This window comes from Bacillus arachidis, assembly GCF_030285945.1.
GTDB classification, from domain to species: domain Bacteria; phylum Bacillota; class Bacilli; order Bacillales; family Bacillaceae_G; genus Bacillus_A; species Bacillus_A arachidis.
This window is the reverse complement of record NZ_CP127376.1, coordinates 1,696,400-1,710,813: the sequence shown is the minus strand read 5'-3', so window position 1 is coordinate 1,710,813 and position 14,414 is coordinate 1,696,400. Positions and strand designations below refer to the sequence as shown.

Annotated in this window: 9 protein-coding genes and 1 other annotated feature; of the genes, 2 read left to right on the top strand and 7 right to left on the bottom strand. The window is 35.1% G+C overall.

Translation table 11 applies throughout. The annotated features are described in order from the left end of the window. Nucleotides 1–40: 40 nt before the first annotated feature. From cyoE to QRY57_RS10215, 5 genes are all read right to left on the bottom strand, one after another. The gene (gene cyoE / locus QRY57_RS10235) at nucleotides 41–958 is read right to left on the bottom strand and encodes a heme o synthase (RefSeq protein WP_026591701.1); all 918 of its coding nucleotides are present in this window, start codon (nucleotides 956–958) and stop codon (nucleotides 41–43) included. Between the two features lie 273 nt (nucleotides 959–1,231). Beyond that, nucleotides 1,232–2,029: a DUF4097 family beta strand repeat-containing protein gene (locus QRY57_RS10230; protein ID WP_432804081.1), complete on the bottom strand. Its 798-nt coding sequence runs from the start codon at nucleotides 2,027–2,029 to the stop codon at nucleotides 1,232–1,234. A 27-nt stretch (nucleotides 2,030–2,056) separates the two neighbouring features. Then, nucleotides 2,057–3,577, bottom strand: coding sequence for a hypothetical protein (locus QRY57_RS10225; RefSeq protein WP_349775677.1), 1,521 nt, complete (start codon nucleotides 3,575–3,577; stop codon nucleotides 2,057–2,059). Nucleotides 3,578–3,614: 37 nt separating this feature from the next. Next, the gene (locus tag QRY57_RS10220) at nucleotides 3,615–4,505 is read right to left on the bottom strand and encodes an ABC transporter ATP-binding protein (protein WP_286017344.1); all 891 of its coding nucleotides are present in this window, start codon (nucleotides 4,503–4,505) and stop codon (nucleotides 3,615–3,617) included. 419 nt (nucleotides 4,506–4,924) lie between these two features. Next, nucleotides 4,925–6,940 carry a class I SAM-dependent methyltransferase gene (locus tag QRY57_RS10215; RefSeq protein ID WP_286017343.1) on the bottom strand — a complete coding sequence of 672 codons (2,016 nt, stop codon included), beginning with the start codon at nucleotides 6,938–6,940 and terminating at the stop codon, nucleotides 4,925–4,927. A gap of 525 nt (nucleotides 6,941–7,465) precedes the next feature. On the opposite strand from QRY57_RS10215, the gene QRY57_RS10210 reads away from it, so the two are divergent. Then, the gene (locus tag QRY57_RS10210) at nucleotides 7,466–8,599 is read left to right on the top strand and encodes an aminotransferase class V-fold PLP-dependent enzyme (protein ID WP_208016928.1); all 1,134 of its coding nucleotides are present in this window, start codon (nucleotides 7,466–7,468) and stop codon (nucleotides 8,597–8,599) included. 276 nt (nucleotides 8,600–8,875) lie between these two features. Here QRY57_RS10210 and asnA read toward each other — a convergent pair whose 3' ends face one another. Continuing rightward, nucleotides 8,876–9,859 (bottom strand): aspartate--ammonia ligase, encoded by a 984-nt coding sequence (asnA, locus tag QRY57_RS10205; protein WP_286017342.1) that lies wholly within the window; start codon nucleotides 9,857–9,859, stop codon nucleotides 8,876–8,878. A 70-nt stretch (nucleotides 9,860–9,929) separates the two neighbouring features. Beyond that, nucleotides 9,930–10,190, bottom strand: a binding site (T-box leader). 492 nt (nucleotides 10,191–10,682) lie between these two features. On the opposite strand from asnA, the gene QRY57_RS10200 reads away from it, so the two are divergent. Beyond that, nucleotides 10,683–10,817 carry a DUF3934 family protein gene (locus QRY57_RS10200; RefSeq protein WP_017152329.1) on the top strand — a complete coding sequence of 45 codons (135 nt, stop codon included), beginning with the start codon at nucleotides 10,683–10,685 and terminating at the stop codon, nucleotides 10,815–10,817. A 298-nt stretch (nucleotides 10,818–11,115) separates the two neighbouring features. On the opposite strand, the gene QRY57_RS10195 is transcribed toward QRY57_RS10200, so the two are convergent. Further along, entirely contained in the window at nucleotides 11,116–14,331 is a 3,216-nt protein-coding gene (locus QRY57_RS10195; RefSeq protein ID WP_286017341.1) for a DEAD/DEAH box helicase, read from the bottom strand. Between the last annotated feature and the right edge of the window lie 83 nt (nucleotides 14,332–14,414).

Genomic DNA, 14,414 nt, shown 5'->3' with positions numbered 1-14,414 from the left:
GGAGAAATTGTTTTTTTACACTTTGCAGATTAACCTACTCTCAACTTCCGAAAAAGACGCCTATTAGAGAATAAATAATAATGGTTGAAAATAAAATCGTCATATGGAACAACGAAAAAATAAACAATGATTTTGCCCACTTCTCTGAATCCATTTTTTTATAGCCGTAAATACTTAATGCAAGCCATACAATACTTAAAAGAAGTGACACTAACATTAGACCAATGCTTAACGAACCTAAAAGAACACTGATAATAATTAAAATCATTAAATACACATTCGTTTGTATATATGTTCTTTTAATCCCTTTTACTACTGGAAGCATTGGAACATTTGCAGCTTTATACTCCTCATGTTTACGAATTGCTATCGCATAAAAATGAGGCATTTGCCAAATAATCATAATGATAAAAAGACCAATAATAGCTGGATGTGTGATATCCGGATACATAGCGGCCCAGCCGATGAGTGGCGGCATTGCTCCCGAAACACTTCCGATTTCCGTGTTATAAATTGTTCTTCTTTTGCTCCACATTGTATACGGTACGACGTACAAAAATAACCCTAAAAATCCTAATAACGCTGCTAAATATGTAGTTAGCGCAAGAAATACTAAACCAGAAATCGTCATTAATATCCCAAGCCATAACACCGCTTTAGGACTAATTTCTCCCGTTACAGTCGGTCTACTTTTAGTTCGCTCCATAATCGAATCAATATCACGATCATACAAATTGTTAAAAGCTCCTGCTGCTCCTATTATTAAAATCGAGCCAATCATAGCAAATATAATTTCCGGAATTTTTTCAAGCGGGCTCATTTTATATTTATATAAAGCCAACGTTAACCCAGCAAACATCGGGACCAAATTTGATTTAATAATCCCGGTTTTAACCGTTTGGGCTAAAATATCCGATAACTGTCGTTTCGAATTTGTTAATTCTTTTTTCCTTCCCATGACACCCTGTACTCCTTTTCATTAGACGTTTCTACAATGTATATAGTATTAATATACTCCCCGGTATATTAATACTATATGATATACATGTCAAGAAAAAGAGAGTATACCGCACACTGGTGACGGTTAATCTATGAGAATGCGAAAATCCTGAAATAAACACAACTAAAAAGAGATTTATACAGTAAAAACATATTCTAAAGCAGAGTGAAAGACCTCATTCAGAATATATTTTTTATAATCAAACTTTTTAAAAGCTGTTTCATACTCTCGCTACTTATCACGCTTTAACTCAATCGTTCCTGTCATAGACTGCACTATTAACTTTGTATCATTCTCTTTTCCAGTTCCTATACGACCTTTTACTTTATGATTGTCTCCTTTTTCAGCAGTTGAGAGTGAAAATTCATTTTTTATTTGACCCGCACGCGTCGACAGGTCAATCTCTAGATTTTCCAGCTCTTTCTTAAAGTCAATATTTATATTAGATGATTCGGTTTTTATTTTACTTTCATTTTTTAAATTTGAAGCACCGGATACATTCACCACTCCCGTATCGTTTTGAATATCAAACTTTCCTTCTACTCCCCTTAACGTAATCCCCCCTGATTTAGAAACGCCTTTTATATTGCCATCTTTATAATTTTTTATTGTTATATCACTTGAATCACTATACAAATCCAATTGTTTCGATGCTATATTCTCTCCTACTACTTCTCCTGATTCTGTTTTAACATTTATTTTTTTATATGTTTTTTCAGGAAGATATACATGTACAGTAGCTGTTTTCAAGTTCAAAATAGCCGATGAATTCTCTGTGATAATCTCTAATCTCTCTCCTTCTTCTTTTACCTTTGTATCTTTCACCTCTCCTATATTAACTTTAATATTTTTGTCTGTTGTAGAATGAAGTTTAATATTTTCTCCTACTGTTTTTATATAAATTTCATTTATATTTTTCGCAGTAAATTTTTTGGATACAGGCGCTTCATTCGCTTTTGTATCGCAGGCTACTAAACATAGAATCATTACACTTATAAAGGAAAACATATAGATTTCCCCTTTGTTCATCCTCATTCCCTCACTCCCCTTGCATACTTATTTGAATATTAACCGTAACCTTCCCACTTGCTGTAACTGTCCGATCAGTGCGATACATAGTAATAAAACAGATAACGTACTATACAAAAACACATATGATGTTGATATTCCTAAGAAATCTACATAGGGGAGATGATTTACTGGTCCTACATACCATAAAATTATATACAATACTTCAAACAGTTTACGTGTCCTAGCCCATATCCCAAGTGCCAATGCTACTGTTGGAATGAATACTATACCGATAAGCCAAGAAAGCAAAAATGAAATATCTTCAATTAATATTAACTGAATGATAATACCACTAGAGATGATAACCCCTACTATAATCCCTGAAATCCACGTCGATAAAAACTTATACAAAGGAGAACAACTTGAATAAATAATTTGATTTGTCCTATAAAACCATTCTCTAGTTGCCATTTGTGACCAAATTGCAATTGGCCAAATTATAATAATAGGTAGCCATCCTTTTGATATATCTACCGGACATATTAATCCAAATGCTATAAGCCCAATCGCAATTACATACCACCAAATCGTAAAGCCTTTTAACATAATCGATAGCTCTGCTTTAATTAAACGAAACATACTAATGTTCTTTGTTTTCATTATAGAAGTGAATGTAAAAGAATTATGATTTTGTTCATTCATAGCGATCGTTTCCTTATTCTCCTCAAACTCGCTTACCTTTCCCTTCACTTCAGTAAATGTACAGAATCTATTAAACACAAAGGACGTTAGCCAAATTAATAACATCGCTATTCCAATCCAAATTAAACTTGTTACAAGTATTTCTACATCCCAAGTCAATCCATCCCAGTGAAATATTTTAATCTTTCCCTCTACTGGGTTATACCCAAATCCTCCACCATTTGTTCCTCTTAAAAATTCATATTCTCTCATTGCATCATGTATCATATCAGAACGAATGATTCCTAAACCAAATACATCTAAATAACGATTCGGCATTTCAAACGACATAATCGCTAATAACACCCACAAGAAAAAGAACACAATATTACCTACTACGCCTTTTAAACCAGGAAACACATCAAAAAAAGTTGTGAATGCCGCTAGAAGTAATAACGAAGGAAATACAATATAAAAGAGTGGATATAAATAACCACCTAATTGAAACAAAAGATCTTCCCCACGTATAAATTGCATTACCATAAAAGCAATGATAAATACCATCTCAATGACCACTAAAACAATAAAATTAGAAATCGTTTTTCTAAAAATATATTGGAATTTGCTTATAGGTGAAGCTGCAATCAATTGCCCTACTCCTAACTGTTGATCGTCTGAAATTTGGCTTCTTAACATATAAAAACCAAGCAGCCAAATAAATAAAGTAGAAGTCATTGCTCCCATACCGCCAAGCCAATTTGAATTATATATCCCTCTCACTCCACCAAGATAAAATATTTCATAGCCTGCTGAAGCTGCCGGCACACAAGTATACCCCAAAAAAATCGTTAATCCAATTACAATTAAAAATGGATAACTTCTCATTTGTCTAATTAAATTGTTTTTAATGAAATAAAATAGATTATATACATTGTTCAATTTTATGCCCTCCTTTCGAAGAAACATAATATAAGTAAGCATCTTCAAGAGAGGATGCGATTATATGTGCTTTAGCACTAGGGGCATTGCTGGAAACGATGCGCGCATGAATTCCATCACTCCGGTGAATTGCGCTGCTTACTATATATTTCTTTTGAACATTATGTAACTCGGAAGCTGGTATAACCCATTCCCATACTTTCCCCTCCACATGCTTTAATAGCTGTTCAGGACGCATATGGGCTAATACATTCCCTTTTGATAATAAAGCTATATCACTCGCAATCGATTCAATATCCGTTACAATATGCGTCGATAAAATAACGATTCTATCCGTAGAAAGAGTAGATAATAAATTTCTAAACCGAATTCGTTCTTCAGGATCCAATCCAACTGTTGGCTCATCTACAATCAATAATTTCGGATCATTTAATAACGCCTGTGCAATTCCAACCCTTTGCCGCATTCCACCTGAATAGCCGCCTAATAGTCGTTTCCGGTCATTCATTAAGTTCAGCGCTTCAAGCAGTTCATTGATACGCTTTTTTGAAGAGCTCATTGATAAACCTTTCATCGCTGCTATATACTCTAAAAACTCGATTGCGTTCATATTTGGATATACACCAAAGTCTTGTGGTAAATATCCGAGTTGTGAACGTAACAATTTCGGTTTCTTTTGAATATTTTCCCCATCCCATATCACACTGCCATTCGTCGGTTGTTCAATTGTTGCTAAAATCCGCATAAGTGTAGACTTCCCCGCACCGTTTGGTCCTAAAAGTCCTAATACCCCAGGCTTTAAATGTAAACTACAATCATTCAACGCTACTTTCCCACCGTATTTCTTTGTTACGTGATCAATTATTAACTCCATCACATTCCCTCCTCATCTTATAAAGTGAAACTTTAATAAGTGATTTTTTCTTCATCCTTCACTTATTATCAACTCCCACCAATCGGGCTTTTACGGGTAGTAGATCTCCTCCTTGCGATAGGAGTATTACTGCCCGCGAATAGCAAAATAAATCAAGTGCAATTTTTTATCACTTGCGTTTTCTTTTTTATTGTAGGTAGTGAATGTAAAATCTAAGTAAAATCCAGAGAAAATTAGTTTAAAATATAAACTAGTACATATAATTTCTAAAGCTCAATTTATACATGCTCATAAAAAAAAGATTCCGAAACAGATTATATGTAAATCCGTTTCAGAATCTTTTCTGAAAAGAGGCGGTGAAATCGAATTTTGCTAGCCCCATCTTCTATCCTTTAGTAAAAAACATAATTTCTTCTCTTTTATCTTTTCTCAAACACAATCAAACATGTACTATTTGGCAATGCTGTTTGTTCACCGTGTTCATCATACAATGTAACTTTTTGCGATAGGTGTTCTATATAACCTTCTAAAAGATACTGCTTGGCCTCAATTACTTTTACATTCTCTGAACCTACAACGCTCTCTACAAAATCAATATATTCTTGAAGTGTAAATACACCAAATTGTTCTTGTACCTCATGTGGATATGCTTCTTCTCCCCACGTATACGTATATAAAAATTCCATTGCATCATTAACTGGCATCCTTACTCGATCCACACCTAATATATTGGCCTTAATTTCTCGTCCTTTAAAATCACGTTGATAGTTTTTTAAAAAAGGCATAGCCGTTTCATCATGAAATTGCAATTCACACCATTCTTCACTTTCTGTTTTTACTCCGTCACGAATAATCCAACGTCCACCAGGGGTCAATATTTGAAATACACTCTTCACTAAACGTTCCATTGTTGCAACATTAAACTTCTTACCTTCTGTTTCTCCATAAGAAAAGATCTCGTGATTCACCGAGCCACAATGAACTGTAGAAATGCTTTCTGGATGAAATGTATCAGCAAGGTGTAAAGCATCACCTAGTGTAACTTCCCAGTCGTAGCCTTTTTCGTATTTATCATTTGTTAACTTTTCAATTACATTTCGTGACAAATCTACACCAATAACCGATTTATTCGGATAAACTTCTTTAAATTTATTCATCATTGCGCCCCCACCGGGACCAATTTCTACTATTATATCTCCTACTACATATGGAAGAACCGTGACTTTATCATCTACACTCCCATTCATATGTGAAAGATATTCGTCCTCATTTTCCAACCGATCAAACGCATCACGGCGTAAACCAAATATTTCACATAACATCATAACAGCTTGCTCATAATGAACATTATTTTCTTTTTTACAAGCTAAACAAAATTCGATGAGCGTTTTTCCAACTTCACTTGTTCCAAAACCAATTGTTAATACATTTTCTATTTCCTTTAATTCAGGATACATTTCGGATTGAGGAATTTGACCCATATCTAGCAATTCTACTACGGATACGCTTCGCAATACTTTTTCGATTGCTCGTTTCGTATAAATATTTAAGTATTTTTCTCCCTCTCTCTCGTAATACAATGCATCCATAAGTGGCTGAAAACTGATATGATCTACATTGTTTTGAATGATATTTTGATAGGCTAATACAAATACTTTTACGAATTCTTCAAAGCTAAAATGAGTTAATGCTGCTTCTACATACCAAAGGTCATAATCAAATAGTACTGTGAACATTTCTTCTAACCTATCATTCATAATTGACTCATACTCTTGGATAAAATATGTATCATTAGGTGAAGCATTCGTACGTAACCGCCGAATTCGATCTTTTACACTATATTCAATCAGTTCTCCGCAAAGTATTTGTTCAATACGTTCATATACCTCTCCTTGTACTCTTTTCCATAACTTGTCAGATACCCCAGTGATAATACACTCATTTAAAACGCGAAGCACTTCACGCAGTTCATCTTTTTGAATCGCTCCTTGCTGCCATAACCTTACCAATTCTTCATGAGAAGTCATGGATACTTCACCTCGTAAAACTTGCCCTATTAATCCATGTGTACGAATAAGTGCACATGTTACATCATCATATGGAAAATATCGTCTATAAATATCCGCTGAATCTTCGTTATGTACTAAAAATGATACCCCTAACTCCTTCCACTTCTTGCGCTGCGTTACAGAACCACACTTCGATACTTCACTCCAGCACAATACAGTTTCTACACGCGCACGAATACCATATGAAACATTCATTTTTTCTAAATGCCTTAGCGTCCGTTCCACATACTCTAATACACTCCGGTAATTTCTTTCTATACTTACCGCTCCAAATTCTTCTAATAAAAACCCTAACCATATATTTGCTTCTTTCGTATATATGTTTCCATTTCGTGCTTCTTCTATTGCATATAAACTATGTAACATACTTTTCTCTCCTTTTACATTCTGTTAGAGACATCTACAAAACAAATACATATGTATCCTAATAGAATAATTAGCACATACATGTTATTTCAAATTCCAGTCTATCATACAATTAGCTGTTATTTTTTGATTATGTACAGTATTCCAATTTACGAAACATAAAAAAACATCCAAAGTAAAACTCTGGGACCTAAGAGAAGACATAGGCTACATTGATTCGGTAGATATTAGGATATTAGATTTTGTGTGAATGAATCCCAAACCTTTTCAACTAATGGGTCTTTTCTTGAATAAGCAACGAACATGATTTATTCCCCCTAAGTCTATTAAAAACGAATAAGTTCTTACTCTTCATGTAGAAAGCAGGCATTATTTTTCGTAAAAGATTTGTCTTTTTTCTCCATGCACTACACTACATTTAAAAAAGACGGGTCATTCTATTCAACAATCGGGCCGTATAGTGGAAGAAGGATTTTAAAATTCACATACAGAATTATTTGTTGTGAAGAAAAGGGGGGAAAGGAATTGAACCATGATTTTTATCGCACATTATTTCCTATATTAGCTACTCATACACATCTAGCTAGTTGTTCCCAAGGGGCATTGGCAAAACCTGTTTCAAGAGCTATTGAGGAATATCAGAATAGCCTACTACTGTCAGGTAGTAATTGGAATGAAGCGATAAGTAAAGTGGAGGAGACTAGGGTGAAATTTGCTGAACTTATTGGAGCTGAAACAGATGAGGTTGCTGTATTATGTTCTGTTTCTGATGCTATTTCTGCAATTGCAACTTCCCTCCCTTATCAGCAAGAGAAAAATAAAATCGTGTTTACGGATATAGATTTTCCAACTGTCAGTCATATATGGTTTGCACAAGAACCATTTAAGGATAATATTTCGGTAATTCGTTCATCCAATGGGGAAATACCTCTGGAACAATATGAAAAAGAAATAACAACTGATACGCTTATTACATGTATTCCACATGTGAACTATTACAACGGTTATAAGCAAAACGTTAGAGAGATTGCTGATATTGTGCATAGAAAAGGCTCGCTTTTATTCGTTGATGCTTACCAATCAGCAGGACATATTCCGATTGATGTGAAAGAGATGAAGATTGATATATTAGCAACGGGAACTCGTAAATACATGTTAGGAATTCCCGGCGTAGCTTTTTTGTATATAAAAAAAGAACTGGCAGAGCAATTAAAACCAAGAGTTACTGGATGGTTTGGACAAGAACAAGCATCTTCATTTGACATTTATAACCCTGTTTCTGCAATGGGGGCTCGTCGTTTTGAAACGGGGACGCCTTCTTTTATAAGTATCTATGCAGCCTATGAGGCATTAAGATTGCTACTTGAGGTTGGGATAGGCAATATTGAAACATATTTAAAAGAGTTAACCCAATTTATCATATTTTATGGACAAGAAAAAGGATTGCATCTCATTGGACCATTATCTACTGATAATAGAACAAGTCTAATGTCTTTTCATGTTGAAAATGCATCAAAAGTAGAGGGGATGCTAAGAGACAAAAAAATTATTGTTTCTGCAAGAAAGGATGTAATAAGAATCGCCCCTCATTTCTATAACATTAAAGATGAAATAAAATACGCAATAGATGAGCTTGCAATCTTAACAAACGGGGATTAAGCAAATATTTACTCAAACAACCCTGAATTAGGGATTGTTTTGTTATTCTGCTAAAGGGTGCTATTATTGAAGAAAACTTAGATTTTCAAACGCCTTTATTGTTATATTTTTTCGTGTAGTGAAGTATCTTACATCAAGATTAAACAACTATATTTTTAACCCCGTCCTAAATTTAGAACGGGGTTATGCTTGTTTGAGCTTTTAAAATTAACTAACTGTATTGTCATTTTACATTATAAATCGTCATGTTTAAAAAATAATTCAATTCATTCCTGATTAAAATAAATGAATGTTTTCCTTCTTACACGCTTCACGCATGTCATCAGGCCATACAGAAGTTTGAACTTCACCAATATGCGCTTTACGTAAGAAGTACATGCACATTCTTGATTGTCCAATGCCACCACCAATTGTAAGCGGTAGTACGTCTTCTAAAATTCCTTTATGGAAATCGTACTCACGTTTGAAATCTTCTCCTGTCTTCGTTAACTGTTCATCAAGTGATTTACTATCAACGCGGATTCCCATTGATGATAATTCAAATGAAGATTGCAGTACCGGATGCCAGAATAAGATGTCTCCGTTTAATTTCCAATCATCATAATCAGCTGCGCGTCCATCATGTTTTTCACCAGATCGAAGTGCATCACCAATTCCAATGATGAAGACTGCACCGTGTTCTTTCGCAATCGCATGCTCACGATCTTTCGGTGTTAACTCTGGATATTTATCTTCTAATTCTTGAGACGTAACAAATACGATATCTTCTGGTAAATACTTCCCAAGGAACGGGTATTTTTCAAATAAATAATCTTCTAAATCTTTGAATATTCCATAAATTGTTTGTACTATTTCTTGTAAGTAATCTACTGTACGCCACTCTTTTTGAATGATTTTTTCCCAATCCCATTGGTCAACGTAAATCGAATGTGTTGCATCAAGTTCCTCATCACGGCGAATCGCGTTCATATTCGTATATAAACCTTCACCAGCTTCATAACCATATTCATGCAGTGCAGATCGTTTCCATTTCGCTAGTGAATGAACAATTTCTAATTCTTCTCCTGAGTGAAGCATGTCAAATTCAATTGGACGTTCTACACCGTTTAGGTGATCGTTTAAACCTGATTTTTTCGTTACAAATAATGGTGCAGATACGCGGAATAGTCCAAGACGTTTTGCTAATTGATCCTCAAAAAATGTTTTAACTTCCTTGATTGCGATTTGTGTCTCTCTTACTGTCATTAATGATTGATACATGCCCTTTTCCTCCTAAAATGTTTGGATGTAGTGAAAAGAAGCCAACAAAAAAAGCCCTTCTTTCCCAAAAAACTGGGACGAAAGGCTTTGGTTCCGCGGTACCACCCAAATTAGCAACAGAGGTTGCTCACTTATTCAGTACGGAGATTAGAGAAATCTCGATACTGTTCTTCTTGTAACGGCGAAGTTCCCGGCTAAGTCTAATTTCCTCTAAAGGATTTCGGTTAGCGACTCCAGGAGGTTCTTCATAACAGGCTTCGTATCAGGCTCACACCACCCCTGACTCGCTTTGACTACGTCCTACTACTACTCGTCCTTTCACAGTCGTTTTGTTGTCACATCTCTGAAACATTTTATTAATGATTATTCTATACAAAAAAACGAGAAAGTCAACAAAAATTTAAAAATATTTTTCAATTCTTTATTTTATTTCTTTATCGATTCTTTAAAACTTTATGAGAGTTATCGCTTCTTTTGTGGCTTCAATCTAAAAAATGATTTACTTAATGTAACCATCATGTATATAACTAGAAGTGTGATCGTCCGAAAAACAGAATCCATTGTATTTCTCAACATTTTCTTTTCCTTTGTAATTCTTTTCATATGTATAACGTTCTACAATTCAAAGAAATCTATGCAAATTTCGATAATGATTTCATAATACATCAAATTACCGCCGATTTTATGATATACTATATCATTCAGTTGTTTGTTCTGATCTATAACGAATAGGAACAAACATAGTCATAGATCGAGATTATATTTCAAAGACATTGACTGCTATCAAAGTAGATTTTTTATAGAATAGTAACGGAGTGATAATATGAGTAAAACGAAAGCAAAAGCTAAGAAAGGTACCGGTCAAGGAACAGGAAGTAAGGGCTGGAACCGTTGGCAATCTAGCGCTAAGAAAAAGAAAAATGCGAAACCTTATAAAAGTAAAGGTACAAAAAAATAAAGTGAAACTTTAATCAATGAGGGTTTTCTTCATTCTCCACTGATTATTAGCCCTCACCAATCGGGCCTTTACGGGCAGTTATCCCCACCTATCTTCCTCGATGCTCTCTCAATCTTGAGGTGGGGGTCTTACTGCCCGCTAATGCGAGATAACTAAAAAAAACCTGAAACAAGAAGTAACCCAAAGCATTATAATTAGCATTCATGTCCACTTATTTTAAACGAAAAAATGTAATTATTACGTTCATAATGAAAAAAGCTATTCTTTCGTATCTATGGAAGAATAGCTTTTTATTCTGTCAAATCATAAGAATTTCTCTAATCTCTTCCTCTGTAATGGAGGAAAATTTTTCTTGCCCTGATTCAATCACTTCTGCAATTAAATGCTTCTTACTCTCTTGTAACTCATTCATTTTTTCTTCAATCGTGCCATGCGCTACTAATTTGATTACTTGTACAGTATTCTTTTGTCCCATTCGATAAGCACGATCTGCCGCTTGCTGTTCGACCGCAGGATTCCACCATAAATCGTATAGTATAACCGTATCAGCCCCAGTTAAATTAAGCCCCGTACCGCCCGCCTTTAAAGAGATGAGGAATAAATCGCCTTCCCCCTCGTTAAATCGATTGCATAGTTCTACACGCTCAGCTGATGGTGTATTCCCATCTAAATAGAAATAAGATATAGCTTGACGATTCAATTCACGCCCAATAATGGAGAGCATCTTCGTAAATTGCGAAAAGATAAGAATTCTTTTCCCGGTACTTCTGCACTCCTCTACAATTTCGAGTAGCTGTTCAAACTTAGCTGAACTTCCCTTGTAATCGTCTACAAACAAACCTGGGTGGCAACAAACTTGCCGAAGCCTCGTCAAGCCGGCTAAAATTCTAATTTTATTTTTACGCAATGTATCTTTATCTAAATGTTTTAGCGTTTCTTCTCTCAATTTTGCCAAATAAGCTGCATATATTTTTTTCTGCTCTGGAAGCAGTTCTGAAGACTGTAAATGCTCAATTTTCTCTGGCAATTCTTTTAGCACATCTTCTTTTAAACGACGTAATACGAACGGTTTCACCCGCTTTGCAATATTTTCACGCTTCAAGTCCCCAAATTCTTTTTTTCCTGGTAACAATTCCGGGAATACTACATTGAAAATAGACCAAAGTTCCTCTAAAGAATTTTCTACAGGCGTTCCGGTCAATCCAAAACGATACTCTGCTTGAATCATTTTCACTGCCTTTGCGGTTTGCGTCGTATGATTTTTAAACGCTTGCGCCTCATCAAGAAACAACGTATGGAACGGCTGTGCATATAGCCTTATATCTCTTCGTAATAAAGGATATGACGTGATAATGACGTCATACTTTGTGATATCTTTTAAAATCTTTCTACGTTCAGTTTGATTTCCATCCACAATAACAGCTCGTATATCGGGAGTGAATTTTTCCAGCTCACTCAGCCAGTTATAAACTAAAGAAGAAGGCGATACAACTAATACAGGTAGTTTCTTCTCTCGAATTTCAGGTAAAACAGAAGTTATAAAAGTAATACTTTGCAACGTTTTTCCAAGACCCATATCATCTGCTAAAATACCGCCAAATCGATAATGCGCCAGTGTTTTCATCCACTCGAATCCATCTTTTTGATACTCTCTAAGCACTAGAATTAAACTGTCTGGCACAGTAAATTTCATATTTTTAGGATTTCGAATGTTTTCCATTAATTCTCGAACGGACTGATCTAAACTTAGAACATTCCCTTCCCGAAGTGAACTCATCCATTTCACACTGCGCACGAGAGGTACATTCACTTCTTCTCCCTGTAGAATTTCCTTTCGAATACCCGATTCCTTTATAAACTGGTTAACTTCATTAAATTCCTTGCTCTCGAGCGATAGTAAGGAACCGTTTGCCAATCGATAATATTTACGTTTCTCCTCAAGTGCTGCCAATACACCTTTAATCTCAGCTTCAGGAATTCCTTTTATATCAAAACGAAATGATAACCAATCAATTCGTTCTTTCCGCCTTACTCTTATAAGGGGTCCACTGTTTCCTCGATGAATACGCAATTTAATAGCCGTAGTTGCATAAACTTCAAGTAAACTGTTTAACTTTGGAACTACATGGTATAAGAAATTATATTCCGCTTCCTCATTATGCATAAAATAGCCGCCTTCCGTTTTAGCAAAGGCACTCGCATTCATGATTTCTAAAATTTCTCGTTCTTTTTTCTCATCCCGATTGAAGACGGACGGTTGTCCATCCTCTTCTAACGGATTGATAACCACATTTCCATATTGGAATTCTAGTCCTGCTAATAATCGATTTTTAACTCGGTCTAAAAATAGTTTCGCTTTCAAAGGAGGTGTTTCAACACGCTCCGATATAACCTCGTCAATTCGAACATTTCCTAGCTTCATTAAACCTGGTACTACTTTCGCTACAAAATGCCTCATTTTCTCAGCTGAAATATGAAATTGATTACTGCCAGAGCGATTCATCATTCTTTTTAATTCAATGAGTCGATTGCACTCTTCCATGTTTAAATGATATAATTTCCCTTCAAAAAGAGCATAACCATATGTATCCATTACTTGAACTTGTTGTAATCCATCAATCTGAAGTGTATATCCTCCGTTTACACCTTTGTTGAACTCAAAAGCTAAAGGCAGTAACCCTTTCGAGACCTGTACACCATGAAATGATTCCCCATCATGTTGTAGTCTTACAAATGAAGTATTAGAAAGTAGAGAAAGCATCTCTTTCCAAGAAGCTGGTGGAATTAAAATCATACTTTCATTTTGTTCACAGTCCATTTGCAACGATTCTACATACATTTTTTCATTCCGGTACATTTGAATTAGCAGCTGAATAACAGCATCTGTTTCTTGTTGAAAGCTGTATAGCTCTGGCGTATAAGTAAAATCATTGGAACATATGAAAGGCTCTCTTTGTTCCACTCTATTCAGAAACTCTCTAAGGTTATAAACAGTGTATAACTTCTCTAACTTTACTTGAATACCAAACAGCGCCCCCCCATTTTCAGAAGACACTGGAATACAAATGAATTCCACATCAAGTACTTTTCGTGTATCAAATCGATGCTGCTTACTTTTCGGACGCAGGGGCTTTTCATCAAATAAATCCAACATACCATTCGCTAGTTGAGCATCTCTAGCGTTTATGGCATCCTTTTTTGAATTGGCTGTCAATGATTGGCCACTTCGCTGAAAATTATTTATATATAGTAATGCAGCTGCAATATGTTGACAGTATGTATGAAAAGAAGCAAGTGAAGGACAACTGCATTCCCCAACAACATCACCATTATGAGCGGTTTCTATCTTGACATAGAAATCTCCGTTCCCCTTTACTGTTACCTCACAAATATTTCTCTGCGTATCGTAATTAGTAACATCAACCTTGTCTGTCTTATAATAGGCCTCACCCTTTTTATATGAGGTTTCTCCACATATTCGTTTAATTATTGTTTTATTTAATGTAAAGCTCATTATTTTGACCCTTCCCTAAAAATAAAAGTTTATCTTTCTTAACGTTATATAAAAAAAACATTAGAATACAAACATTTCTAATG

Coding starts and splice junctions, on each gene's coding strand:
- cyoE (WP_026591701.1), bottom strand. CDS start 958: ATGGGAAGGAAAAAAGAATTAACAAATTCGAAACGACAGTTATCGGAT.
- QRY57_RS10230 (WP_432804081.1), bottom strand. CDS start 2,029: ATGAACAAAGGGGAAATCTATATGTTTTCCTTTATAAGTGTAATGATT.
- QRY57_RS10225 (WP_349775677.1), bottom strand. CDS start 3,577: ATGAGAAGTTATCCATTTTTAATTGTAATTGGATTAACGATTTTTTTG.
- QRY57_RS10220 (WP_286017344.1), bottom strand. CDS start 4,505: ATGGAGTTAATAATTGATCACGTAACAAAGAAATACGGTGGGAAAGTA.
- QRY57_RS10215 (WP_286017343.1), bottom strand. CDS start 6,940: ATGTTACATAGTTTATATGCAATAGAAGAAGCACGAAATGGAAACATA.
- asnA (WP_286017342.1), bottom strand. CDS start 9,859: ATGTATCAATCATTAATGACAGTAAGAGAGACACAAATCGCAATCAAG.
- QRY57_RS10200 (WP_017152329.1), top strand. CDS start 10,683: ATGAGTAAAACGAAAGCAAAAGCTAAGAAAGGTACCGGTCAAGGAACA.
- QRY57_RS10195 (WP_286017341.1), bottom strand. CDS start 14,331: ATGAGCTTTACATTAAATAAAACAATAATTAAACGAATATGTGGAGAA.